Genomic DNA, 20,998 nt, shown 5'->3' on the forward strand with positions numbered 1-20,998 from the left:
CCAGTTTAACTGTTGCGACGGTAGTTTGTATCGTGGTGAGTATTGCATAAGCTATCTACCAAATAATCAACTGCTAACGAACTTTAAAGTTTTTAAGAACCTTGTATTTAATCATTTGATTATTAGCTTCTATAATATCTAAAAGTGCGCCTTTGTAGCCAATTTGCTGAGATTCATTTAAGTCATACTCAACCGCATTACTGAAAGCGGGACGTGCCATATCACCTGAAAACTCACGATAACCAATATTTACTTTTGACCCAACTTTGCCATTATATAAGAGGGTTTGTTGAAAACTATTAGCGTCTGCAGTAGACCAGTTTTGTTTATTAAAATTTAAGCCAGTTTTGCAATCTACATTCATATTATAGATAGTAAACATGCAAATAGCGTTATCGGCTTTTCTTAGAGTCACACTTTGCGTCGGATCTGATAAAGGACCATCTATGATTTTTCCAGCACCAGGTTCGTTTGAAATACCGTATTGAATATATTCAGCATCTTCACCACGCTTTGGATAATACCCTTGCTGAATAGTATGTTGAAAGCTGGTCTTTTGCGTAACAGGAAAATATAAAGCATCGCGCTCAGTGATTGTTCCTTGGCTCAACATTCTATCACCTACATAAGCCTCATTAATGCTGTTGATCGGTGGCTCACTAATTTCTCTCTTTTGTGGTTGATAGTTAGTTAATGGCGTAGCGCAACCTACAACTGCAATCGATGCAGCGACACAGATTAATGTTTTATACACGGCTTAATTCCTTGTTTTTAAATCATAGAATATATGAATATAAAACAATAGTAACATTAGAGCAACTTTAATTAATAAAACAAATATCTAGTCTAAAATCTGACTCTCAAAGCTCTCAATCACATCATCTTCATTGGGCATGAACTCAATTGGCTCTACCCAGTCCTCAGCTTTAAGCCCTTTATTGATGTTCATTGCAATAATATTGGCAGCTGCTTGCTCGACACGCCTGCCAATGTTTAGACTACCCCGCCGTGAACGATACGCTGCCCACTGTCGAATCTCTAATAATGTCAGATTACATTTAACCTGGTGAATGGTATTGCCGCCAATACCTGCTAGCGCAAGCTCATAGAGCAGTTCGTTCTCGCCAGCTATGAAACCTTTTTCTTCTTGGCTGCCTCCTTCTCCACAGCCTTTTTTATATTATCAAGCCCCCATACCTTATCAAATATAGCGCTACCCATGGCTTGCACAAAAGTATCCCTTACTTGCTGCTCAGTAAATAACCGATCACCTTTATCATCAACCAGTGCTTTACTGATCCATTCGAAAGTCACATCCTCTTTGTTATTCATGCGCTTATGCAAATCGTCAGTTACCTCAAATGGCAATTGCTTGATTCGAATATCAACTTCAAATTCCTCGCCATTATGATAAAAGCTCACCGTGTCATCACGAATCTCTGATACCAAACTACCCGCTTTCACATCTAACAATGAAACCTTAGTTGGTTTTGGTACTTCTGGAGTATTTGAATCTTCTTGAGTCGTTGATGCTTTCTGAGTCTCTTTAGACTTTGGAGTCTTCGCCATCTTTGCAATCCTCTAAAAATAGTAAAGCCCCAATCAAGAGGCTTTGGTTTAAATTTGCAATGTGTTATCACACCGAACTTTTTACTAATCAGTAGTCTTCCATGCAGCAATAGCTCGAGACTGACGTTTCATAGAGATAGTGTGCTTCACCAATGAGTCAGGATCTATTACAGGAGCACTATTTCTTAGCCGTGTAGTAAAAGAAACCCAGCTACGGCCTTCTGGCAATGTAACAGTATCACTGGCCAGTTCTGGCGCCATCTTGCCATCTGAAAGACCTACAAACACCTCAACAAGCTCACGGTCATCAGCGAGCTGCAACAATGTAATATGGGTTGCATTTTTAGGGTCTGTATTAATCGAAATAGAGCCTTCGCCTGGCGTATTAAGCCCATATGTTGATGTTGCTGAATCTTCTTCCTCGAGACATGTATCAGTAATATCCGTTGGCGTATCGTCACCAATGACAATGGCAGTAATACATACCATCTTGGTCAGTGTGGGCGTAGCATCGTCGCCATGCTTAATCCAAACGCCGGTTCCCTGCGTAAGAATGCCTTTTTCTTTCTTAGCCATGATCGGCTCCTAGTGTGATTGGTTAATAGTTAACGTGCTAATATCCAGTTGGCATCAAAGCCGCGCCCGTACAGCTTAGCTTTGCTGTCATACTGATGGATGGATGGATTTAATATCCAAGATTGCTGCTCGAGGACTACACGCACTGCGTCGCGTATTGCATAAGCAGATTTGGCATCTGCCGCGTAGACCATGATTTGATACTGTGTATCGTCAAAATTAGCGGGTTCGTCTAAATGATTGTTTGCCTGACCAGATATTGTTTGCCATACGATGTATGGTGGTGCCGTACCGTAGGGAGCTACGTCTTCATAAACTTTCGTTTCTACATCGATTAGCAACGCCAGCGGTGCATCAGCTTTTAAAGCTCGATAGATTGGTAAACTCATAGCTTTGCAATCTCCTTGTCGAGCTCTTCTTTGTACGCTCTAGTAAACTCAGTTTGTACTTCAGGCATATTGTTATTGAGTGCTGCCCGCAACAAAGGTTTTGCAGAGCTCGTTGCAGTCCCAAACTCTACCAGCCTCCAATGCCACGTATCACCACCGGGGTTCGCCTTACTGCCCTGCGTTTGATAAGTACGCCCTATTCGATTTGCACGCCTATTGTCTGCATTAGTGCCGTAATTTTTTGCACCACCCTTAACGCCAACCTTCATCACGACATTATCAACACCCTTGGTTTTACCAGGCTTAGTAATAATATTTTTCCAAATCTTTTCAGGACTATCTTTGTCATCAAGCGCCTTGGCATTGACCACAGCTGCTTTTTTAACGATGTTCATTGCCTTGCGTGATGAGCGTGTAGCAGCGTTCTTGGCCTTGCGTTGATTGCCTAGCTGACGTAGCTTAGCCTGCACTTCATCAAGCCCTGTGATTTCGTTAGCCATGATTAGTCCTTATGCTGCTCAACACCGGCGCTCAAATTGAACGTTGTGTATTCGACGCCAGTGTCGCTATCATCAAGCCCTTGGCTATCTATAGCAAAAACGCGACCCTTCCAAATAATGCGCATAGTTGTATCGATATCTAGTCCAGCGTTATATCGGACTTTCATTCGCGCTGTGATTTCAGAGTCCGCAGCTTGTGCGCTGAGTAAATCTTTAGTAGAGAGTGGCGTGATTTTGGCATACACCTTTTTGTAAAAAATCCACTCTGACGGCAATTCATACCCGTCATCATCACGACCGCCTTTCACATAGCTTTCTATAGTGACGCGATGGTGTAATTCGCCTGCCTTGACTGCCATATCATCACCCATCTAAAAAGGTTGAGCGCGGCTGCTCATCGCCATCTTCTTGCTCGATGAGCTCGCTTAGTATTTCATCGTGCTGATCAAGCAGTCGCAATATGATTTTTTCTTTCTCACTGGACTGCTCGATGAGCACGCTATTTTGTTCGACCAGTTTGGTCACCAGTGTTATTAAGCTTGGCAATAAGTCGCTTTGCGCGATCTCTTGCTTCATCGGCTCTTCGTTTAATCCACTCACGTCTGGCCTCGCATGATTTACAAGTCATTGTTAAATTCCCATGTTGCGATAGGGTTGTAGTAAATGATAAGTACCCATTGGCATCTCTGTCATTGACGACTCAGATACCGCCTCACGATGGGCGTACCAATGGCTAATCAGTAGCAGAGTCGCCTGATCAATGGATGGGTTATCAATAACGCCATCAGGATCATCGTCCGGTACCGCTAATTCATAAATAGTACGATCAAGATGCTTCTGAACATGGTCACGAGCAGCTGCCATATATTCAGCCAGCAGCGCATCTTCATCATCATGCTCGATGCGGCATTGAAATTTTACCTGCTCGAGTGTGACCATAATTAATCTGCCTTATCTTTCGTGACCACTTTGGTTTTTGGCGTTTCCGCTTTTGCTACCGCAACACTAGGCGCATCAACTTCAACAGCGTGACCTTTATCAATCAGCTTTTGACCTTCTGCTTTATCTACTTCGACAGTAGTATTACTCTGCAGAGGGGTTCGGTTGACTATCATGTATCTCAAAGTACGTATAAACATAATTAATTACTCGTCTTTGGTGGTGGATTTTTTGGCAGCTGGTTTTGACTTAGCTGCAGAATCGTCATCATCTTTGACTAATTCCGCATCGCCTCTCTCAATGAGTTGTTGACCACTGATATCACTGACCTCAACATCTTCACCTGCTTTATAGGTCTTGTTACCCATGCACATAACATCTTTAAACTTAACTTTCATGACCTGCTCCTTTTAGTAAGACAAAAACAGCTTGATAAAATGGTTTTGGCTTAATAAAAAATACGCAACTTGATAGACAGGTTGCGTATTTTGTATATTCAACGATAGAGGTTTCGTTATGGCGCGATTGTCAAAGACCCTTTAACAAAGGCTTGCGGACGGTAGACTGCCAGTGCTAAGCGCTCTTCAGCACGGACTGACACCATGTTTTTCTCAAAGTCATCGGCGTTCTCGGTAGAGACGACAACGTTCGCATCCTCACGGTCAAAGATTTGTGCGGCGTCCGCAAAAGAACCTGTCAAGAAGTTACCATGCATGCCTGCCTGATTGGTTTGCGCAACTGGCAGACCCCATAGGCGCGCTTCTAATGTGCCAAATGGATTGCTAAATAAGTAACCCTTTGTATTGGCATCTTTGATCAACTCAATATCAGTCCAATCAATATCGTGCATGACGTGACCAGTTGCTGATAGCTCAGCTAATGTAACTTGCAACATTGCCAAGCGCATTAAATCCAAGCTGTTTGACGGCGTGGTCTTAGTGCTAGGATTAGCAAAAGCAGTAGCTTGCGTATAAATACCGTGAAGGTTATTACCGACACCACTACCAAATAGCAGCTGTGTATCTTCAACACGCTTTAAACCGTTGAGCAAACGACCATTAATGATGCTTCTTAATTGTGGCAAATCATCAAGCGTCTGCTTGGCAATTTTCATCAGGTGAGCAACCGTCTTGACACCAGATAACACTTCTTCAAACTCAATATCCGAATATGGTTTGGTTGTATTTTCAGCGACCGGTGCAGCGTTATTCGTAAATAACGTTTCACGTAAGTAATGAACTGATGGTGATTCAGTATCACCAGGGGCCAATAAATCACGTACTGTCAAACGCTGATTAGGGTTAGTAATGATTTGGGTGCTGCCATCAACTGGATTGACAGTAAACGAAGTCAGCGCGTTACGTGGCATATCAATTGCCAAGCGTCGACCAGCAACTACAGACCGACTAAAATCAATCATAGATTCATTAGCAATAACCAAATCACCTGCGCGGTTACGTGCTGGTGCTTGACCAGAATTATTACCAAGACGGGCGAACATCTGCTCAGCTTCACCCAACTGGGTTGCTAGTTGATTCTGTAGGTCACGCTGATTATTTAAGTTGGTAATCAGTTCATCCACATCTTTTTTGGTTTTCTCTGACAGATCACCAGCTTTCTTTGCTTCTTTCAAAGCATTTTCGGCTGCCGGCAGCGCTTTTTCAGTCAGCTCTTTGACGCTAGCATTGACCAGCTTTAGCTGATTGGCTACTTCATCTTTTTTGATATCTTCAGGATCCATAATTTTTCTCACAAAAAAAGCCGCCATATAGGCAGCGAGGTGAATGGTTGAGTTTGTTTATTTTAGTTTGATTGAATCAATCGCATTTTGCAGATCGACAACCAAGCCCGATAAGTCAACGCCAGCGTTTTGCGTAGCATCTGGTTGAGTAGCGCTAGGCGTACTCTTTAAATCTTTTACAAGACCGCGGCGCTCTTTGCGAGACATGCCCGCTTGCGCCATGATCAAATCTAGTTTGTGCGCAGCAATACGCTCTTTAGCAGTATTATTGGCTTGCTCTGCAATCACATCAGAGTCTAAGAAGCTATCGGCCATACCTGTCTCAACGGCTGTCTTGCCGTTAATCCAAGTCTCTTTATCCATTTGCGATGAAAGCTCTGTCGCCTCCATGCCGCTTTTAACATGGTAGATATCAGCGATGGTCGCATCAATTTGCTCTAAAAAATCAGCGACTTCACGCATATCGTTACGATTGCCGCCTACACCAGTCCAAGCATTGTGAATCATAAAGAAGCCAGCGCGCGCAATCTTAACTTCATCAGCAGCCATAGCGATAAACGAGGCGGCGCTTGCAGCCATACCAACCACCTGCACGGTTACATGGCCAGCATATTCGCGCAGCATATTGTAGATTGCTAGGCCCTCGAACACATCGCCACCAGGGGAATTGATATTAACGACGATATCTGCACCATTAAATCTTTTGAGTTGCGCGCTGATAGATTTGCCGGTGATGCCACCATCGGTCCACCAGTCATAGCCAATAACTTCTAAAATATTAATGACGTTCTCAGAGTCATCATCTAATGCTTTGATGTCTGGATTCCATCGGTCCAAAGCAAGCGGCATTCTTACATCATGCGTTGCTTCAAAATCAGCTTTTGGCATCATTGTTCGCTTGCTCATCTTTGGTAACTCCATTGTAGTTTGTGCCCACTTGATCAAGCGGGATTAATGCGGCTTGGATAGTATATTTATCACCACCTTCAATCGGCGGCATATTCTCTTTGGCACGGACTTCATTGCGATTGAACCAACCATTATTAAGACCGGACGCATAGTATTCTTTGCGTGATGCGCTGTCTGCTCGTAGCAAGCCCTCAACGTTAAACTCAACTTTGTATTTATCACTATCAAGTTTGCCAATCAGACAACGTAGAATTTCTTGCTCAATATTCACCAGCAAGGGTCTAAACGTGTATTTCAAAAAGTGTAAATCTTGCGCTTCAGCAGAAGCTGCCCAGGAGCTTTGCTTGTCAAAATGACCAATCATAATGGGCGATACACGGAACCAACGGCAGATTTCCTCAATCTCAAATGAGCGTGTTTCTAACATTTGCGCCGCTTCTGGATTCATGGTAACGCCGTTGTACTGCATGCCATGCTCAAGCACCATTGTCTTGCCAGCATTGCTACTTCCCATAAACCGCTCAATATGCTTACTAAGTGTAGTGCGTTGCTCCTTGTTAAGCTTTTCTGAAGTAGTTAAAAATCCAGACGTCTGTAAACCGTTCTCAAAAAACTTGCCAGCTGCTTGTTCAGCAGATGCTGCAGTAGCAAATGTTTCACGGCCCTTGTTAATCGTGAATATACCCATCACGCCATCGACACCAAATGCGCGAATATGCATGACGTCTTTGTGATTTATTTCTCGACGCGTACCTTCATCTGTGTAGTGATACTGCAGCAGCTGATTGTTTTTATTGCGAGTTACACTGACATGCTGAGGCAATAGCGGCTCAAGCGATATGATGCGACTGCCTGTGATATTCCGTTTAATCTCAACGTAAGCATTGCCCCAAAGCAGTAGGCTTGCCACTATCATTTGCATGAATCGTGCAGGCGTCATCTCATAATTGGGCGAACGGCACAATAAATCGTATAGAGGGTGCTGTTTGGCCAACACACGACTACCATCGGCTTTAGTTTCATAAACCTTTATAGGCAATGTTGATACTGTCTCAGCGACTAAGCGCACGCACGCGAATACAGTACTAAGCTGTAAGGCGCTATCAACAGTGACGTTTTTGCCACTGGCTGTTCTAGTCGATATATTATCGCTAGGCGTTAGACTCAGATGTCCATCCAAGCCTAAAAAACTGATTGCGGCTTTTGCAGCTTTTGCAAAACGCTTGGGCTTGATTAGATTAAGCACATTGAATCCTTAAATATTAAACGCCGATCATGATTGGATCATCGTAGAAGCCGTTGTCACCGCTACTACCATCACCTGCCAGCACCATTGCGCGACTGATCCCCATTAGCAGGGCAACAGCACCATCGATTTTTTTGTAGTTGGTTTCTTTACGAGGGAATACGTTATTATTTGCATCCTCTCGTGATACGACATTACCAATCATCCAAGATAAGACTGGATGACCGTCGTGATGGAACCGTCCACCTTTCATAGCTGCTTCTAGTTCACGCATAGCAGGAGAGAAAGACTTGACCGTCTTAGGAATCTTTACGGCGTCATATCCTGCGGCTTCAATAGTAGCGGCGACTTGGAAACCACCCCATTCATCGTAGGGTACTTCGGTTAATGGAAAGCTACCTGCATCAGAAACCAAGTCTTCAGCGATGGCATTCAGGTCATTTTCAGCACCGTCATGCACTTCAAGCAAACCTTGATTCATCCACTTCTGGTACCGCTCAACCGCTTGCTTCTCATCACCCTTGTAAACCGTGTCTTCTGGTAAATAAAACCATGGTGCTAAGCAGTAGTAATGAAGTTTGCCATCGTCTTCGTGTCGATAAAACAGATTGATGCGCGCTGCGATATCGATTTTTGACGCCAAATCTATCGGCATCACACAAGGCGTTGTTGAAAAATCATCAAGGCTTAGGCTGTCATCAGCACATGCGCGCCAATGTTCCATATTAAAGAAGGCAGATTTTGCAGACACCCAAACATTAAGATGCTTGGTTTTAAAAGAGTTTTGACGACTGGCGTTGTTGATAGCTTTGGTTTGTTGGGACTCTAAGAAGTCAGCATAGACAGAGACGTCATAATTAGGATTGGCTTTGATCAGTACCTTTGGGTCGGTCCAATCATCGCCTTCGTCAATACTCCAAATCCAGCCAAACAATTCATCATCTGGCACGTTACCTAATAGCATGTCTTGCACACGGCTGCGCAGCTCGTAGCAAGGGCCCTCGATATTATGACCGGCTGTCGTGATAACAAATATCATCGGCTGGCGGCGCGCGCCCATACCTGTTTGCATCGTGTCATAAAGGCGACTATCTGGATGCTCGTGGTACTCATCGACAATAGCGCAATGCGGCGACTGGCCATCTGGCGGGTCACCGATAATAGGCTCAAATAATGAGCCGTCATCAGGACGCTCAAGGCTTGCCGCGTTAATCTGTATGCCGGTGGCCGCTATTAGATCGGGCGAACGCATCACCATTAAGCGCGCTGGTTTAAAAACCTCCCACGCTTGCTTCTCTGTTGTCGCGCCTGAATAAACCTCACTACCAAACTCACCATCGTTGGCAAACATATTAAGAGCGACGCCCGCTGCGATTGCAGACTTACCATTCTTACGCGGTACCTCCCAATACGATTCTCGAAAGCGTCTGAAGCCGTCTTTTTTACGCATCCAACCGAACGTGACTGCGATGCCAAATTTTTGCCATGGCTCAAGCTGAATTTTTAAGCGCTTTAAGGCCCACTCACCTTTCGTATGAGGTAGCAATTCAACGAAAAGTATCTTTTTTTCGGCGGCTTTTGGATCAAATTTATATGGATAGTCACGTTTTTTTGACGCTTTTAAGTCGTCCAAGTGGCGTTGGCAAGCTAGAACAACCCATTTGCACGCTGGAACTTTGCCTTTGACAACTGCTCTTGCCCACTTATTGGCGATATCTACATTAGGATAATCGGCCATAGTATCTCGCTTGAGCATCTACATATTAAGGACACCTGAAAATGGGTTTGTTTGTTCTTTATTACCAACGCCAGTTAAGCGCTGACGCGAAGATGGGTCAAGTCCAAGCAAGCTACCAAAAGTCGCCATTTGTCTTACTGCTTCATTGAGTGCTGTTAATGCTGGATTCTTGATTGTGCTTCCACCTTCAGTGGCTAAGGTTATGCCGTTTAAAGCAATCTCTTTTTGGCACTCACGATAGTTATCATAGGCCATGCAAAAAATCTCGACGTTATGCATGTCGGTAATTTTCAGCAGCTCGTTTTCTAAAAGCTCAGGCACTATCGAGCGCCAAATCATCGGTGCAAATTCTAGGCCGTCCATATAATCAGGCGGGTCAATATCGGTAACATTACTAAATTCTGGAACGTTGATATTTTTGCCTTTAGATTTTTTCGGGTCCGGCTTGCGACCTCGACCTGGTACCGCTGCCAAACCTCCCATATCACAAATTCCTTAGCTTAGTCAATGGGCTAAACTTTTAATTAAACGCGCGTAAAAATGTACTTTAGGGGGCGGTCACTAGGGGCTTCCGGCTGAAGTTTTTACCCACCCTCCCCCTTTATTCATTGGCCGTTTTGGTTCGATGACATTTTTTGCAGAGGGATTGTAGGTTTTCAGGCTCGTCGGTACCGCCATTTGCTTTGTTAATTATGTGGTCGACGTCGGTGGCTGGCACGTATCTACCTGCGCGCTTACAAGCCACGCAAAGATGACCATCACGATCAAGTACCTGCGCACGAAGCTTACGCCAAGCATATCCATAACCTCGCTTTGTTGTGCTGCCCGTTCTATCTGGTCGCTTGGTCCAGTTGCTGCGTTGGTCTGAGTGGTCATCACAGTATCCTTTGTCTTTGCGAGTGGTTAGGTTTGGGCAGCGGTATTGGCGGCAAGGAGTGGACGGCATGGCTTTGACTTCCATTTATTATTATCAGGCTCAATCAAAGCCATATACTTTTTAGCCTCACTATTACCATTATTGGCTCTAGCAGTAAGCAGCTTCAGGTTTGAGTCTCTGTACTGTAACGTTTCGCCAGTTCGGTAGTTGTTGTACAGCGTTTCGCTTGTGCACTCGTATCGCATGACAACAACTCCATGACCAAACGTTAGACATAAAAAAGCCCACGCTATTTCTAACGTGAGCAAAGGAATAATAATGTGGCCCGTTGGGCAGGACTCGAACCTGCGACCTCATACAACAGCGTAATGCGCTCTACCTACTGAGCTACCTTCGGGATAATAAGATGCGTCTAAACAATATTAACGGCTGTCACATGCAACAATCATTAATGTGTATAGACTTCGATGTGTGCAGCGTCACCTGCTAGTGGGTGTCTCGTTGGCATGTGCTGACTGTGACCAAATCAATCAGGCAGTATCTTGGCTGTTTACGTTTAGGCCCATATCAAAGCCTGTGCTTAATCACATAACGACCTCACCAAATTGCAGGCACAAAAAAAGACGAGAGCAATTAAGCCGTCGTCTTTTATGTTCTGCTTTATCTGTTACCATTTAGCAGTATGAGAAATATTACCCTAATCTGGCACGGTGCGTCAAGCGTTATCATCTACTCTATTAAGCTGCATGCGATAGCTACTGACGTACTGATCAGCGGTACTTACCATATCGATGAGATCATCCATCATTTGACGCTGGTACCGCACCCATAATGTAGTATAAGAACTAGCCTTTACCTCTATTCCTGAGAACTGCAACCGGCCTTTGACTGTGTAAACATCCCATAGCTCATACAATTCAAAGTGTAATACCATCCGCGCCATCAGTCGTGCCAGCTCAGGCAAGGTATGAGTACATGCCTGCGGTGCAACACGCTTATCTTTATTACATCTCTCAATCATATTGGTTGCTAAATGCTTCACCACATCATCGAAATGACGTGACCAATTCCAGTTGGTGTCACTACCCCATAGCAATATACTTGCCAGCGCCTTGGCTGGCTCGTCGTCAATCATGGCAATAGCAGCGCAGTGATCTTCCCAATTAACTTCAGGAGGCAACCCACCTGCACCGATGTTAAACTTAACAGTCTTAGCGTGCATGCCCTGCTCTAACCAATCTTGATTTGATAGCTGCAGGTTTGGAGACTGGGCAAAGTTAAGTTGTGATTCACCAGCCCATACAGCTACAAACTGCTGCCCTGGCTTAGCAGATTGTTCTTTTACTGGCACAGGCTTATCCAACACTTCTTGAACTTGATTGGCTGGTACAGCGTAACGGAGGAACTTATCAATAGATATAACCCTTTCTTTTTTACGGTTGGCGTTGTTATGCCAGTTAAATCTAACCTCGCCTTTATCAGTATCAACATGCAGTACCTTAATCACCTCACCTTCTTTATCAACCCAATCAATCTTAGTATCAATACCACACATCGCCATCCCCTCAATATCAATCCCGTTTAAAACCAACTCTTGCAACCATCAGCAGCGCTACAAATCCAAGTAATGCTAACAACGAATCTGACAGCTTATATAGGGACACAACGACCCACGACACAGCTAGCACCAACACAACGTTATAAATCATCGCCATTAGTGCATGAAAACACTCTGGCCAATATTTCCAATCCATAATCACTTACTCCCTTTCTTTTTAATTGGCTTTGGTGCTGGCACGTCGACCACACCTTTATCAATAAGCCTGTGATATTTATAGATCATCATGCCAGCGTCTCGAGCGTGCCCAGATGTACGAGCCGTCCAACCAGTAATCATCTCGAAGTCTTCAGCACTACGCTTGGTATCAATGTTAGATGGCGGTACTAATATATGACGAAGGCCGTTACGCTCACAGAACTCTTGCCAGATGCTACAATCTCTTGTGACTGAGCCAACGCCCTTCAATCGCTCTTTACCAATGCTGTGGTCTACCCATGTGCGCTTGCGAACGTCCTCAATACAAACGACCAGCTTAACGTCTGACTGTGCCGCTTCGTCTCTAATCTCTAAAACTCTATCTTGTGCACTAAGGATAGTCTGTGTTGATACGTCCTGAAGCACACCATCAATGCTATGAGCAAAGCCTGTCTTAACGCCTGTATCGATACCGATTAAAATCATTTCTTACCACCCCTTAAATTAATATCACCATATTCATGATCTTTGGCCTTGCCGTCATCAGACCACTTGGCATAGTCATCATAGAAAGGGTTACCTTCAACTACTCTCACTCGACCAGACCAGCCTTGATAAGAATAAACGTTTGTATCAAACGACTTTTGAAGCCCTGAAACTTTTAGATCCTTTGTGGTCTTCATGCTCACACCATCTTCAAATGGTTTAACGCAAAACAGTCATAACGCAGTTTTCAAAAGGGCCTTGCGTGAATCCAATATTTTTACCACCAAACACTCTCATGGCTGTATGTAACTGCATTACATGCATGCCTTCACTATCTATCTTAGTAGCACTGTAATCGGACAGCATTCTGCATGTAGCTCTAACCTCAGCATTATGATCATCTAGTATCTTTTGACCGTAATTGGTTAGCTTAAATTTTACTTCTTGGTTTATGTTTACTGGCCCTTGGGCGTAACCGTCGAAATAGCTCATACTGCCTCCCTATCAATCGCACTGTCCTGCCAGTCGGTCGTATCACAAGCGATGTAACCTAGTTTTTCGTGACAGTCGTTCTGAATTGGTGGCCAGTCAGCGGCGGTAATCTTACCGATTTCTAACTGCCTACCGTATGTACTCAACCTATTTTTAGTGACGCTAAAATAAGTAAGATGACCATAACCGCTTATGCCTGCGCTCTTAACCCAAGATGGTTGACCGCTGAATATTGCTTGCGTTAGCCGCTTCATACCGCCTCCTTCATTTCTCTTGATAAACGATCGTATGCAGCTACTCGTGGCTCACTAGACTGAACATATCTATCTACATACGCTTCAGTCTCAGCATTTGTCATGCCCGGTAGAGGTAGGCGCTTGCAGCCATTCAAGAATAGTGGTGCATACTCATCAATGGCTTTACCTTTGCTGTGGCTTGGATGGTAAGCAGGTGGTAGATCACTGTCATAATTATCATTAGACGAGTTCTTGGCAGTGGTACCCCAATCTTCGTTATCCGTAGAGAAGCGGCCTTTAGCTTTCTCTACACGTGCTTCGGCAATCTTCTGTTTGTCAAATTCATCTATGATCCACTTACGCAGTTTGAATTTACGCACCGATTCAGTAGTTAATGGTTTACCTTCCATTGCTTTTGCAGAATGAAAAGCTTTGAAGTCTTCTACGTGAAGCGAATACTGGTCATCAGTAAGCTGCATCATCTTGCCAGCTCTGAATAACTGAGCACGCATTTCATCAATGGTTGGTGCTTCCCAACACTCCATATCGACCGCATTAAGGCTACGTATCTGGTCGGCTTTGGTTGCTGGCTGGTTGGCTGATAACTGAGGTGTTACTGGTTGGCTGTCTGATGCTTGATTATTATGAGTAGAGTTATCCACAGAATGATGATTAGACTTATCCACAATCACATCGCCTGTGTTTGTGTGTGCGTCCTCACTAACTGGTTTATGGTTATTGGTTTCTGGTTCATGGTTCGTAGTTATGGTGTCATTTTCCGCGTTAATTTCATTCGTGATTGCATTCGCTGCATTCGTCATTGGATTAGCGTTAGTGTTCGTCATACCATTCGCTTGATGGATAGCGTTAGTAGCATCTGTTTTGCTATCACTGTTAAAGCGCTTGCTATAAAGCTCTCTAAGCGTTGCTATAGAGGTCTTTAGCGTGACTGATTCGCCAACACCTTTTAAGCTATCAACCATAAATTTGCGTTCGTCATTAGAAGTTAGCTTGTATTCGCCCTCATTCGTCATGACATTCGCTTTATCATTCGCCCTATTCGCTTTCACATTCGCTTCATTCGTCATGACATTAGCGTTATTCGTGATTCGTGTTAGCTTGTCGCCACCAAAGCGTTGGATGTATAGCTCTCTAATAGCTGACATGCCAGCATTCGCTTCGACAGTTACGCCAGCTGCTCTAAGTCGCTTAGTCATATCACCAAGTGCAATAGAGATCTGCTGAAACTTATAATCTTTGATTATCTTGTCCCATACTGGATGCTTGAATAGCTTGCCAGCCTTGGTGAACTTGTCTTTTAGTACAAATACCAATGCTTGCTTTTCAGCGTCGTCAGTGACAGATAAGCGGCGCTGTAGCAGGTCCATATCACTGCCATCGATAGGCTTTTCAGTTGATAAGTAGATAGAGCGCAAATCAAGATAGATGGTTTTCTCGATACGGTTCAAATGTTTAGTTTCAAAGTCATGGTCAGTGAAGTTGTGATTAACGAAATGCATTAGGCCACCCCTTCACTAATCAAACGCTCAATGATCCATGCTTCACCGCGCTTGGTGAACATAGCTTGCGAGTAGCCTTGGTCAGTCTGTTTGACTTCGCCCAAGCCTTTATCGATAAACCATTGCTGGAACACACGCGAACGCTTCACCGCCTTGTTATAGACTCCAAGCTCGTCAAGTATCTTGTTCATAGCGACAGCTGATAGACGTAACTTTTGAGCAACCTGGGTAGCATTAAGCAGACCTTTGCGCTCAACCACGTTGTCATAATGCAAAACTTTTGGCGCGTTCTGCTCAATCTGTAGCGCTTGGTTAGCTGCTAACTGTAGAGCCTCAGCAAAGCTTTGTGGGATAACTGGTGCGCTTGCTTGAGTTTCAAGCTCTCTCCATCTATCTATAAGAGCACCAGTAAATTCTGGTGAAAGTTGGGCCACTACCACAAGACTATCGCGTTCACCTTGATCACCTGCAAAAACATAGACCTGCATTGTGCGAGGACGGCCCATAGTATCTTGGCTGTATTCATCCTCAATTTGAGGTTGGACAATCACGCCAGCTTTTACCACTAACTCAATAGTGCGCTTTACATTGTCGTGACGCTTTTTGACCAAATCAGCTATTTGCTGGCTAGTCATGCGTTTTTGATTATTTGTTTGCAAAGTCTGAATATTCATAGTAATATTTCCTTCATCCAGTTTTATGTATTAAAGAAACGCCTAAACCCCATCAGTTACAGCTGATGGGGTTTTTGTTTGTGCGCCTGCTTCGTGTTTAAAATCCCAGTGCTTGTGCTGGCAAGCTTCTATACGGTCAAACTCACGTCTGATATCTGCATCATCGCCAGTCACTTCTGTTGCTTCTCTTAAATTGTTGCAAATATTCGGATTCGCTCCAGTAAGCACCTCTTGAGCTAAGCAAGCCATTGACCAAAATTTCTGACATTCTGGCGTGTTAATATTGCAGAAGTCAGGATTAGGCGTCTTGATATAAAGCCCGTTCATAGCAGCAAATCTTTGCGCTAGCTCATTGGTCTGTTTGATCAATTCGTTATTTGTTCGCATGACTACCCTCACATTTTTCGTTAGCATGCTTACCAAGGGTGCGCAAAGCCACGATCATATTTTGAATGTTAGTCTGTATTGACTCGTTCTCTTTGCAATCAATAATCCCATCCTCAAGTGCTCTATACATCTCAACCATCAATTCGCCTTGGCATGCCGTTGTAGATAAAGCGGTCATAAGCAAGTTTGCCTGCGGTGTATGACCAGCTGAGCTTGTGAACTCACCACCAAGACGCTGAGCCATGGCTTGAATGATGCTTGTGTCACCTGTGTATTCCATAATTGTGACCGCCTCATCTAAGCGCAGATGGTGACTGTCAGTATTTGGATTAACCTTGTTATTCAGAACAGTGGGAGACATACCCATACGCGCGGCAATAGCTGTTGAACCGCCGTGTTTTGGGTTATGTACTGTCTTGTGTGCTGCGTCGATAACGTCCATCGTGTCCTTCCTGTTCATAAAAACGTATTGTTGATTACGGGTTGGTTGTATTATTTACCTAAGAAGCAGACTTCTTGAGTTCAGGAATAAGATCATCCAACTCAATTGATTGATCACAAGCTGAAACGATGGACTGAGCGAGCGTAATTGAGCAGCCACCCCACCCATATGCGATCTGTTGTAAATTGCCAAAAGATGTACCGCATTTAGTCGCGAAAGCTTTGCGTTCTTGCTCTGGCATACCGTTTAACTTTTGCGTTAAAGAGATAACGACAGGACGTCGGCGCTCTTTCTTGTTTAAATTAGTCATAATTTAGCCTCAAGCTATATTTTAACGTTAGTTTATAACTAAATTATAAGCTTTGCAAATTATGTTTAGCACTCATTTACATTACGTCTATGTTTTAGTTAAATACTAAAAACACTAGCAGGAGTTATACCGTGGACATTGGAAGCATAAGACGTGAGAACATGTTGAGTCTTATTGCTAATTTTAGGACTCAATCAGACTTCGCTGAGGCAGTAGACAAGCCAGCGTCGTATATAAGTCAAATTAAGAAAGGAGTAAAAAAGAATGGCGAAAGCGTCAGTATGGGCAGTGAGTTTGCAAGAGATGTAGAAAAAGCCCTAGGATTGCAACGTGGCTGGATGGACTCCTTAGATCATAAAAGCTCAGACGCGCCAGCGGCAGCTTCAGACCCGATTGTTGATCACATTGCTGTGGGAGTTAAATCAGCCTATCCATTAGTACCTATTAAATACTTAGACATAAAGGCCAGCTGTGGCAACGGTTATGTCAATGAAGATTACCCAGCCGTACATACGCAACTATTCACAGTAGAGTTTTTACGTGACAACAATCTACCGATTGACGGTGTAGGTCTGTTGCTTATGCATGCTTGTAGTCACAGCATGGGATACACCATCCCACATGGTACGCTGATGCTTGTTAATACAAATGAAAGAGAATTTGATAACTTCACCAACGATAAAATCTATGTATTTAATGCTGATGGCGAGATGATGTGTAAGCGAGCTATCAAAAACTTAAATGGTACCGTCATCTTAAAGTCTGACAATATGGACAAAGAGACTTATCCTGACCAAGTAATTACGAGAGATACATTTGGGCAATTCAATTTGTTCGGACGTGTTCGATACACGTTTATAAAGCTATAAACTCTAATTAGTACTAAAGCCGCCATTTTTGGCGGTTTTTTTATGTCTGCAATTTGTGTCGCAAGTATTATTTAGTTCAATACAAATATTATTATTTACCTTTAAACTAAATTTATACTTGCGTTTTATTTAGTATTATACTAAATTAGTATTCATCACAACGAAGCAGAGTAATTGTTATGAACTCAATCAAAGACTTTCTAGCCAGCATTGGCGTTATCACTCTATTAGCAATTGGTGCTACTGCAGCAACGGCTGGCGTGCAGCAAATCAATGATGCGTTTAATCGTCAGCAGGCGGGTCAGGACGCGATGATTGCAGAACATAAGGCATATCTAACCAGCGACGATGACAACTATGTCACTGACCCGATGAATGGCTTTGATGCTGAGGTGTACGAAGCGTCTGAGCAAGCCAAGGCAGCGCGTCACGCTAATCTTTTTATATCTAATGCTTACGCTGACAACACAAGGAATAAATAAATGCCTGAATTAATCATCAATCCCGAACTTAACTGGGAGAAGTTCCCGAAAGACGAAGCAGATGTCTTGTCTCGTTTCAATGGCTATCAAACTATTATTCTGGCGAAAATACCGAAAGGCATCGACGAAGACTTCAATCAAAACGGCATCTATTTTGGGATGATTGGAAATCCTGACGAAGATTATAACGGCATATCATTCAATACTTCTTATTGGAATGGCAGCCACGATTGCTACTTTTCAGACGAAATTAATACCGTGGGTTCGACATACGCTAAGAACGTAAAGCCCACTAAGTTTGATCCAATCACTTGGAACGTGACGCTCGAAGATATAACCGAGTTTGTTGTTGTCGAAAGAATGAAAATCTAAATTCAAACCTGTCTTGCCAGCAGGCGAGCCAGTCCAAACCACTTAATAAAAAAGGACAGTCCTATGACTACCCCAACTAATGCAGAAAACTTCGTAGGCGAACTTAATGCCGGTGTATTTGCCAAACAATTTGGTCATGTCTTATCAGATGTTGCAGAAAGTGTTGCTAGCCACGGTAAAAAAGGTGAAGTGACTATCAAGCTGCGTTTTGCACCATCAAAGGCTGACAATCAAGTTGAGATGGAATGCGATCTCTCTTATAAGGCTCCCAAGGCTGGTCGTGGTCATCGTGCAGAGCTAACGCCTAGCGATACACTTATGTACGTCAATAAAGGTGGTCGTCTGAGCTCATATCCTGAGAACCAGCATGACCTGTTCGTCAATCACACTGCTGCCGAATAACGGTAGCAGTTAAACCCCTCAAGCCCACTATTAAGGATTTCAACATGTCAGATGTTAATAACGCGCAAACAGTTGCAAGACTTGCGCAAAGTATCAATATGAACCTCAAAAACTCTAAAGCACCTTCGTTAATAACCATACCTGAAAGTTATGTTTTAAAAAATACTGAAGCCAATCAAGAGCATCGTGATCGTTTCCGTGGCACCTTCAAAACAAAGTCATTGCAAGCGTTTTCTGATTATGTGACTGAGCGCGGCAGTGCTGATAAATGCTTTGTTGACAATAACCATATTAATCAAATGGCATGTCAGGCCATATTCAATCTAGGCAATGAGACTGTAGCTGGTCATGCTGACGACACTGCAAACCTTGTTTTGAACATAACGCATGAGTTTGCTTCGTTGCGCAGTAGTCAGAGACTTAATCAAAAAGGTCTTATCGAGTTTGTACAAGATTATTCTTATTGTCTGTCTTTTTACGAGTCAGTCGATGGTGAAGTTGCTGATGCTATGAGTATGGCAGCCGCTATCAACGCTTTCCGTAGCGTGACTATCAAGACAGCACGTGAAATGACCAGTGATGTACGTGATATGAGCTCAACCAAATCTGCACTGGAACACATCGAAGCGGACTCAGCGGTTAAGTTACCTGGCTTCATTGTTATGCATACACCAGCATATGACGACTTGCCAGCAATAAACATAATTGCTCGTTTATCTGTGCTCACAGATGACGAGAACGTCCGCTTTGGCGTTCGTATCGTAGGTGAACATAAACTCTTAAACGAACAAGCAAAGCAATTTGTTGAAATGATTAAGACGGCTGTACCTGATGATCTACCTGTCTATGCTGGTACGTTCGCGCCGTAGTCTTGGTCAGATTTGAAATCCAAGCAAGGCCGAAACTGTGCTAGGACGTTCGCATCTTAAGTATTGTTTATAGCGTTTATTCAAAGTTTGTCAGTGTCTATATCGATGCTGATAAACACTAAAATCCTTACCAATGATTGAATTTAAGAAGGTGGATAGCTAATGGCTGACGATATAGATCTAGCTGGTGAGCGCATAGACGCTGAGATGAAGGCACGGCTTAGAGTGTTACCGGTATTCGATATCCCATCACTCTCTGAGTGCATGGAATGTGGCGAGGATATACCAGCTATACGCCAAGAAATGGGTAATGTGAAACGCTGTGTTGACTGCCAAAAACATCACGAAAGCTCAGTAAGGGCTTGGAACCATAGTCGTCGTTAGATAATAGGAGCAGCACATGTTAAGACTAAATAACAGCTCAGTAATACGAGAGTCAATCAATGGCATCGATACGGTCCGAATGTCTGCTGTGTTTGATGATGTAACGAAAACTGGCCGTACTAGGCGCAAGTACGCACAGCGTTTTTCTATTAAAGACAAACTTCTTATTCTCGATGGTTCAAAACATCAGCTGTGTGAGCCAGTCGACTTAAATGCTGACCCTGAAGATTTGATTGCATATTTTTTAGCACGGTTTGGAAGCGTGCAGCCAGATATTTTTATAGAACCGCCGTCGTCAAGACGTGGTATTCAAATGCCAAAATCTATAAAGGAGGTACGCTGGGAATATCCTGATAAGCCATGGCGTGCAATAGATAAAGCTGGCACCGTTGCATACTTTGAGCATCGTCCAATTTTAGACAAGGCTGGTTACTGGGTATCAAAAATCGATGGCGTTGTCGCTAGATATGGCAAGTCACTATGTATCGCTGATAACTATCAGTGCAGTATACAAAATCTGCATAAAGGAGAATGACTGTGAGTAAGGTTTATCAGAAACTAGGGTTGTTCGGCAAGACCTATTGGTACGATGACGGCTTGTTTGTTAAAAAAATAACCAAGCAGCAATATGATGAGATAGTGATTAAATCTCAAGTCGCTAAGGAGTTGTCCAGACAACAAGATAGGAGTGCAAGAAATGCCAAATGAATCTCAAGCCATAATCGACCTACTCCACCAAATGGGCCTAACGCCCCTTGATTGGGTAGATGCCAAGCAGTTCGCTACCCTAACTGGTATTGCTGAGCAAAAGCTAACTCACCGTAAGCGAGAGT

37 protein-coding genes are annotated in these 20,998 nt (G+C 43.6%); 8 read left to right on the forward strand and 29 right to left on the reverse strand.

All coding sequences use genetic code 11. The annotated features are described in order from the left end of the window. Positions 1-73: 73 nt before the first annotated feature. The 29 genes from CIK80_RS02760 to CIK80_RS02895 all read right to left on the reverse strand — a co-directional run bounded on the left by CIK80_RS02760 (position 74) and on the right by CIK80_RS02895 (position 16,787). Positions 74-754, reverse strand: coding sequence for a hypothetical protein (locus tag CIK80_RS02760; protein WP_095568784.1), 681 nt, complete (start codon positions 752-754; stop codon positions 74-76). A 374-nt stretch (positions 755-1,128) separates the two neighbouring features. After that, on the reverse strand, positions 1,129-1,569 hold the full coding sequence (locus CIK80_RS02770) for a phage tail assembly chaperone family protein, TAC (RefSeq protein WP_095568786.1): 441 nt from the start codon (positions 1,567-1,569) through the stop codon (positions 1,129-1,131). An 84-nt stretch (positions 1,570-1,653) separates the two neighbouring features. Next, entirely contained in the window at positions 1,654-2,145 is a 492-nt protein-coding gene (locus CIK80_RS02775) for a phage tail tube protein (protein WP_095568787.1), read from the reverse strand. Positions 2,146-2,174: 29 nt separating this feature from the next. After that, positions 2,175-2,534, reverse strand: coding sequence for a DUF3168 domain-containing protein (locus tag CIK80_RS02780; RefSeq protein WP_095568788.1), 360 nt, complete (start codon positions 2,532-2,534; stop codon positions 2,175-2,177). Next, entirely contained in the window at positions 2,531-3,034 is a 504-nt protein-coding gene (locus tag CIK80_RS02785) for an HK97-gp10 family putative phage morphogenesis protein (protein WP_095568789.1), read from the reverse strand. Before CIK80_RS02785 ends, CIK80_RS02780 begins: the two co-directional genes overlap by 4 nt. A gap of 2 nt (positions 3,035-3,036) precedes the next feature. Beyond that, a complete protein-coding gene (locus tag CIK80_RS02790; RefSeq protein WP_095569504.1) occupies positions 3,037-3,393 on the reverse strand; it encodes a phage head closure protein in 357 nt (118 codons plus the stop codon). Between the two features lie 4 nt (positions 3,394-3,397). Further along, positions 3,398-3,634, reverse strand: coding sequence for a hypothetical protein (locus CIK80_RS02795; protein WP_143516774.1), 237 nt, complete (start codon positions 3,632-3,634; stop codon positions 3,398-3,400). 30 nt (positions 3,635-3,664) lie between these two features. After that, positions 3,665-3,973, reverse strand: a complete 309-nt coding sequence (locus tag CIK80_RS02800) for a head-tail connector protein (protein WP_095568791.1) — start codon at positions 3,971-3,973, stop codon at positions 3,665-3,667. 2 nt (positions 3,974-3,975) lie between these two features. After that, positions 3,976-4,149: a hypothetical protein gene (locus CIK80_RS15300; protein ID WP_179288310.1), complete on the reverse strand. Its 174-nt coding sequence runs from the start codon at positions 4,147-4,149 to the stop codon at positions 3,976-3,978. 30 nt (positions 4,150-4,179) lie between these two features. Next, positions 4,180-4,371 (reverse strand): hypothetical protein, encoded by a 192-nt coding sequence (locus CIK80_RS02805; RefSeq protein WP_095568792.1) that lies wholly within the window; start codon positions 4,369-4,371, stop codon positions 4,180-4,182. A gap of 116 nt (positions 4,372-4,487) precedes the next feature. Then, complete coding sequence (locus CIK80_RS02810; protein WP_095568793.1) at positions 4,488-5,714, reverse strand: phage major capsid protein; 1,227 nt, start codon at positions 5,712-5,714, stop codon at positions 4,488-4,490. Positions 5,715-5,771: 57 nt separating this feature from the next. Further along, on the reverse strand, positions 5,772-6,620 hold the full coding sequence (locus CIK80_RS02815) for a head maturation protease, ClpP-related (RefSeq protein WP_095568794.1): 849 nt from the start codon (positions 6,618-6,620) through the stop codon (positions 5,772-5,774). Further along, positions 6,589-7,869, reverse strand: a complete 1,281-nt coding sequence (locus tag CIK80_RS02820; protein ID WP_095568795.1) for a phage portal protein — start codon at positions 7,867-7,869, stop codon at positions 6,589-6,591. The genes CIK80_RS02815 and CIK80_RS02820 overlap by 32 nt, the downstream gene beginning before the upstream one ends. Positions 7,870-7,885: 16 nt before the next feature. Further along, on the reverse strand, positions 7,886-9,607 hold the full coding sequence (locus CIK80_RS02825) for a terminase TerL endonuclease subunit (RefSeq protein WP_095569505.1): 1,722 nt from the start codon (positions 9,605-9,607) through the stop codon (positions 7,886-7,888). Positions 9,608-9,625: 18 nt separating this feature from the next. Then, entirely contained in the window at positions 9,626-10,090 is a 465-nt protein-coding gene (locus CIK80_RS02830) for a phage terminase small subunit P27 family (protein ID WP_095568796.1), read from the reverse strand. A 118-nt stretch (positions 10,091-10,208) separates the two neighbouring features. Next, positions 10,209-10,352 carry an HNH endonuclease signature motif containing protein gene (locus CIK80_RS15565; protein ID WP_343286952.1) on the reverse strand — a complete coding sequence of 48 codons (144 nt, stop codon included), beginning with the start codon at positions 10,350-10,352 and terminating at the stop codon, positions 10,209-10,211. Next, positions 10,298-10,483 carry a hypothetical protein gene (locus CIK80_RS15570; RefSeq protein ID WP_343286953.1) on the reverse strand — a complete coding sequence of 62 codons (186 nt, stop codon included), beginning with the start codon at positions 10,481-10,483 and terminating at the stop codon, positions 10,298-10,300. The genes CIK80_RS15565 and CIK80_RS15570 overlap by 55 nt, the downstream gene beginning before the upstream one ends. A 27-nt stretch (positions 10,484-10,510) precedes the next feature. Continuing rightward, positions 10,511-10,729, reverse strand: a complete 219-nt coding sequence (locus CIK80_RS15220; RefSeq protein WP_143516775.1) for a hypothetical protein — start codon at positions 10,727-10,729, stop codon at positions 10,511-10,513. Positions 10,730-11,199: 470 nt separating this feature from the next. Continuing rightward, positions 11,200-12,039, reverse strand: coding sequence for a hypothetical protein (locus CIK80_RS02845; RefSeq protein ID WP_143516776.1), 840 nt, complete (start codon positions 12,037-12,039; stop codon positions 11,200-11,202). Positions 12,040-12,055: 16 nt separating this feature from the next. Next, complete coding sequence (locus tag CIK80_RS02850) at positions 12,056-12,238, reverse strand: hypothetical protein (protein ID WP_095568798.1); 183 nt, start codon at positions 12,236-12,238, stop codon at positions 12,056-12,058. 2 nt (positions 12,239-12,240) lie between these two features. Next, complete coding sequence (locus tag CIK80_RS02855) at positions 12,241-12,726, reverse strand: hypothetical protein (protein ID WP_179288311.1); 486 nt, start codon at positions 12,724-12,726, stop codon at positions 12,241-12,243. Further along, positions 12,723-12,923 (reverse strand): hypothetical protein, encoded by a 201-nt coding sequence (locus tag CIK80_RS02860; RefSeq protein ID WP_095568799.1) that lies wholly within the window; start codon positions 12,921-12,923, stop codon positions 12,723-12,725. The genes CIK80_RS02855 and CIK80_RS02860 overlap by 4 nt, the downstream gene beginning before the upstream one ends. Positions 12,924-12,945: 22 nt before the next feature. Continuing rightward, the gene (locus CIK80_RS02865; RefSeq protein ID WP_095568800.1) at positions 12,946-13,218 is read right to left on the reverse strand and encodes a hypothetical protein; all 273 of its coding nucleotides are present in this window, start codon (positions 13,216-13,218) and stop codon (positions 12,946-12,948) included. Further along, on the reverse strand, positions 13,215-13,472 hold the full coding sequence (locus CIK80_RS02870; protein WP_095568801.1) for a hypothetical protein: 258 nt from the start codon (positions 13,470-13,472) through the stop codon (positions 13,215-13,217). The genes CIK80_RS02865 and CIK80_RS02870 overlap by 4 nt, the downstream gene beginning before the upstream one ends. Continuing rightward, complete coding sequence (locus CIK80_RS02875) at positions 13,469-14,974, reverse strand: DUF1376 domain-containing protein (RefSeq protein WP_095568802.1); 1,506 nt, start codon at positions 14,972-14,974, stop codon at positions 13,469-13,471. Before CIK80_RS02875 ends, CIK80_RS02870 begins: the two co-directional genes overlap by 4 nt. Then, positions 14,974-15,648: a phage antirepressor KilAC domain-containing protein gene (locus tag CIK80_RS02880; RefSeq protein ID WP_095568803.1), complete on the reverse strand. Its 675-nt coding sequence runs from the start codon at positions 15,646-15,648 to the stop codon at positions 14,974-14,976. The genes CIK80_RS02875 and CIK80_RS02880 overlap by 1 nt, the downstream gene beginning before the upstream one ends. 42 nt (positions 15,649-15,690) lie before the next feature. Beyond that, complete coding sequence (locus CIK80_RS02885) at positions 15,691-16,035, reverse strand: hypothetical protein (protein WP_095568804.1); 345 nt, start codon at positions 16,033-16,035, stop codon at positions 15,691-15,693. Next, complete coding sequence (locus CIK80_RS02890; protein WP_095568805.1) at positions 16,022-16,477, reverse strand: phage regulatory CII family protein; 456 nt, start codon at positions 16,475-16,477, stop codon at positions 16,022-16,024. Before CIK80_RS02890 ends, CIK80_RS02885 begins: the two co-directional genes overlap by 14 nt. A gap of 58 nt (positions 16,478-16,535) precedes the next feature. Then, positions 16,536-16,787: a hypothetical protein gene (locus tag CIK80_RS02895; RefSeq protein WP_095568806.1), complete on the reverse strand. Its 252-nt coding sequence runs from the start codon at positions 16,785-16,787 to the stop codon at positions 16,536-16,538. A gap of 131 nt (positions 16,788-16,918) precedes the next feature. Between CIK80_RS02895 and CIK80_RS02900 the strand changes: the two genes are divergently transcribed. The 8 genes from CIK80_RS02900 to CIK80_RS15305 all read left to right on the forward strand — a co-directional run bounded on the left by CIK80_RS02900 (position 16,919) and on the right by CIK80_RS15305 (position 20,873). Then, positions 16,919-17,656 (forward strand): S24 family peptidase, encoded by a 738-nt coding sequence (locus CIK80_RS02900; protein WP_143516777.1) that lies wholly within the window; start codon positions 16,919-16,921, stop codon positions 17,654-17,656. Positions 17,657-17,835: 179 nt separating this feature from the next. Continuing rightward, the gene (locus CIK80_RS02905; protein ID WP_095568808.1) at positions 17,836-18,138 is read left to right on the forward strand and encodes a hypothetical protein; all 303 of its coding nucleotides are present in this window, start codon (positions 17,836-17,838) and stop codon (positions 18,136-18,138) included. After that, positions 18,139-18,510 carry a hypothetical protein gene (locus tag CIK80_RS02910; protein ID WP_095568809.1) on the forward strand — a complete coding sequence of 124 codons (372 nt, stop codon included), beginning with the start codon at positions 18,139-18,141 and terminating at the stop codon, positions 18,508-18,510. Between the two features lie 63 nt (positions 18,511-18,573). Next, positions 18,574-18,912, forward strand: coding sequence for a hypothetical protein (locus CIK80_RS02915; RefSeq protein ID WP_095568810.1), 339 nt, complete (start codon positions 18,574-18,576; stop codon positions 18,910-18,912). Between the two features lie 44 nt (positions 18,913-18,956). Continuing rightward, positions 18,957-19,781 (forward strand): DUF2303 family protein, encoded by an 825-nt coding sequence (locus tag CIK80_RS02920; protein ID WP_095568811.1) that lies wholly within the window; start codon positions 18,957-18,959, stop codon positions 19,779-19,781. 162 nt (positions 19,782-19,943) lie between these two features. After that, complete coding sequence (locus CIK80_RS02925) at positions 19,944-20,165, forward strand: TraR/DksA C4-type zinc finger protein (RefSeq protein ID WP_095568812.1); 222 nt, start codon at positions 19,944-19,946, stop codon at positions 20,163-20,165. A 16-nt stretch (positions 20,166-20,181) separates the two neighbouring features. After that, on the forward strand, positions 20,182-20,700 hold the full coding sequence (locus CIK80_RS02930; RefSeq protein WP_095568813.1) for a hypothetical protein: 519 nt from the start codon (positions 20,182-20,184) through the stop codon (positions 20,698-20,700). Positions 20,701-20,702: 2 nt separating this feature from the next. Continuing rightward, positions 20,703-20,873, forward strand: a complete 171-nt coding sequence (locus CIK80_RS15305; protein WP_179288312.1) for a hypothetical protein — start codon at positions 20,703-20,705, stop codon at positions 20,871-20,873. Positions 20,874-20,998 lie beyond the last annotated feature (125 nt).

The sequence above is a fragment of the Psychrobacter sp. JB193 genome (assembly GCF_002285555.1).
Classification (GTDB): Bacteria; Pseudomonadota; Gammaproteobacteria; order Pseudomonadales; family Moraxellaceae; genus Psychrobacter; species Psychrobacter alimentarius.